2 protein-coding genes and 1 pseudogene are annotated in these 2,510 nt (G+C 66.4%); 2 read left to right on the forward strand and 1 reads right to left on the reverse strand.

Features of this window, described 5'->3' with window-relative positions; genetic code table 11:
• Positions 1 to 1,272, reverse strand: a 1,272-nt coding sequence (locus tag AC1DKD_RS40620) for an MdtA/MuxA family multidrug efflux RND transporter periplasmic adaptor subunit (protein WP_477144684.1), incomplete at its 3' end; no start/stop codon positions are given.
• Positions 1,273 to 1,590: 318 nt separating this feature from the next.
• Between AC1DKD_RS40620 and AC1DKD_RS40625 the strand changes: the two genes are divergently transcribed.
• Positions 1,591 to 2,322, forward strand: coding sequence for a response regulator (locus AC1DKD_RS40625; RefSeq protein WP_477144685.1), 732 nt, complete (start codon positions 1,591 to 1,593; stop codon positions 2,320 to 2,322).
• Positions 2,319 to 2,510: pseudogene (locus tag AC1DKD_RS40630) on the forward strand (ATP-binding protein); the annotation flags it as partial. The gene AC1DKD_RS40625 and the pseudogene AC1DKD_RS40630, both read left to right, overlap by 4 nt.

Here is a 2,510-nt window from a genome sequence, read left to right on the forward strand (position 1 = left end):
GGCCGGCACCAGCGCGGCAGCGCGCGCTGCCGGGTCCACGGTTTCCACCGTCATGCCTTCCTTGAGCCGGTCCGCGCCGTCGATCACCACGCGCTGGCCGGGCTGCACGCCCTTGGTCACGACGGTACGCTCGCCGTCCGACGGCCCCAGCGTGACCACCTGGACCTTGACCTTGCTGCTCTCGTCCACCACATACACGAAGGTACCTTGCTGGCCGCGCTGGATGGCCGCCACCGGTACCACGGTGGCATCCTCGATGGTGTCCACGCGCGTGCGCATGTTGACGAACTGGTTAGGGAACAGCAGGCCGTCGGTATTCTGGAAGATCGCCTTGAGCTTGACCGTGCCGGTGGTGGTGTCGATCTGGTTGTCGGTGGTCAGCAGTGTGCCCTCGGCCAGGCGGTTGCGCGCCTGGCGGTCCCAGGCCTGGACCGGAATGGTCTCGCCGGCATGCAGGCGCTTGAGTACCGAAGGCAGGTTGTCTTCGGGGATGGTGTAGAGCACGGCGATCGGCTGGATCTGGGTGATCAGGGCGATGCCGTTGGTGTCGCTGGTGCTGACGATATTGCCCGGATCGACCTGCCGCAGGCCGATGCGGCCCGAAGCCGGCGCCACGATGCGGGTGTAGCCCAGTTGCAGGYGGGCGCTGTCCACGTTGGCCTGGTCGGTCTTGACCACGCCTTCGTACTGGCGCACCAGCGCGTCCTGGGTGTCGACCTGCTGGCTGGAGATCGAGTCCTGTCCAAGCAGGGTGCGGTAGCGCTTCTGGTCCAGGCGGGCGTTTTCCAGCAGGGCGCGGTCGCGCGCCAGCGTGCCCACGGCCTGGTCCAGCGTGGCCTGGAACGGGCGCGGGTCGATCTCCGCAAGCACATCGCCGGCCTTGACCATCTGGCCCTCCTTGAACAGCACCTTGAGCAGCGGACCCGACACCTGGGCCCGCACGGTCACATTGGCCACCGGCGTGACGTTGCCCAGGCCGTTGAGGATGACATCCATATTGCGTTGGGCCACGGTGCTGACCACCACCGGCGAGCGTTGGCCACCGGGGCCACCGGGGCCACCAGGACCGCCGCGGCCGCCCGGGCCACCGGGACCACCGGCTGCGCCGGGCGCGCCAGGGGCGCTGGCGGCGGGGGTACGGTGCTGGTACCAGTACCAGCCGCCGCCGGCCAGTAGCAGGATCAGCGCGGCGGCGATCAGTTTGCGGCGGCGTGAGGCAGCCTTGGGCGGCGGTGGCAGCTTAGCCTGTTGATGTTCTTCGGGTTTGGCCATGACCGGATCCTGGGAGCGACGCGAAAAAGAGAGCGCGTTCGAACAAATTCGGAGTAAGAGAGGCAGCAGTATGCCGTAATGCCATCGGCACGTGCCGCAGGCAGCACGCGGCTTGTAGTGGCCGGGCGGCATCGGGGCGGGTCCGTTTAGTCCGGCGACCGCCGGCAACGGCAAACATAAGCGAAGCATAATGCGCCTTGATGCTCCTCGTGTTTCAACGCCGGCATCCATTCTTACAGACCATTACCAGCGGCTCGGGTGTAATGCCCTGAAACAATTCGCCCGGATTGCCGCGCCCAGCCTAGCTATCATCTGCCTATGCGAGTCAATCAGCCTACCCAGATCCTGGTCGTCGACGACGATCCCGAACTCCGCGACCTGCTGCGCGAGTATTTAAGCCAGCAGGGTTTCGCCGTGTCCGTGCTGCACGATGGCGAAGGTTTGCAGGCGCGCCTGGAGCGCGAGCGGCCGGCCCTGATCGTGCTCGACCTGATGATGCCGAAGGTGGACGGCCTGACAGCGCTGCGCAACCTGCGTGCCAAGAACGACGATATTCCCGTGATCCTGCTGACCGCGCGCAGCGACGAGATCGACCGCATCGTCGGGCTGGAGATCGGCGCCGACGATTATCTCGGCAAGCCGTTTTCGCCGCGCGAACTGCTGGCGCGCATCAATGCCGTGCTGCGCCGCAAGCTGGCGCGCCCGGCCGCCGCGCCGGAAGACCGCGAGGGCATCGCCTTCGGGCCCTTCCGCGTCAACTTTCGCCAGCGCGCGCTGGCGCGCGCCGGCGAGCAGATGGCGATCAGCGATACCGAGTTCGCGCTGCTCAAGTTGCTGCTGATGCATCCGCTGGAGGTGCTGTCGCGCGAGYGCATCGTGGAACTGATGTACGGCACCGCCAGCGGCATCAGCGATCGCGGCATCGACGTGCAGATCTGGCGTCTGCGCCGCCTGCTCGACGAGGACGCCCAGCGTCCCCGCTACATCCAGACCGTGCGGGGGCGAGGCTATACCTTCGTGCCTGACGAAGCAGAYGACATACCGCAATGAAGYTGCGCATCGATACGCTGTTCGGACGCATCGCGCTGCTGATCGCAGCCGTGCTGGTACTGAGCCATTTTTCCTGGCTTGCCATCCTGCGCATGGATCGCCGCCAGCAGCAGGTGGATTACTCCGTCGAACAGATGATGTTCCAGTTCGAGAGCATCCAGCGCGCGCTCGCCGCGCAGCCTCCGGCC

The organism is Cupriavidus sp. 05T313, assembly GCF_056396665.1.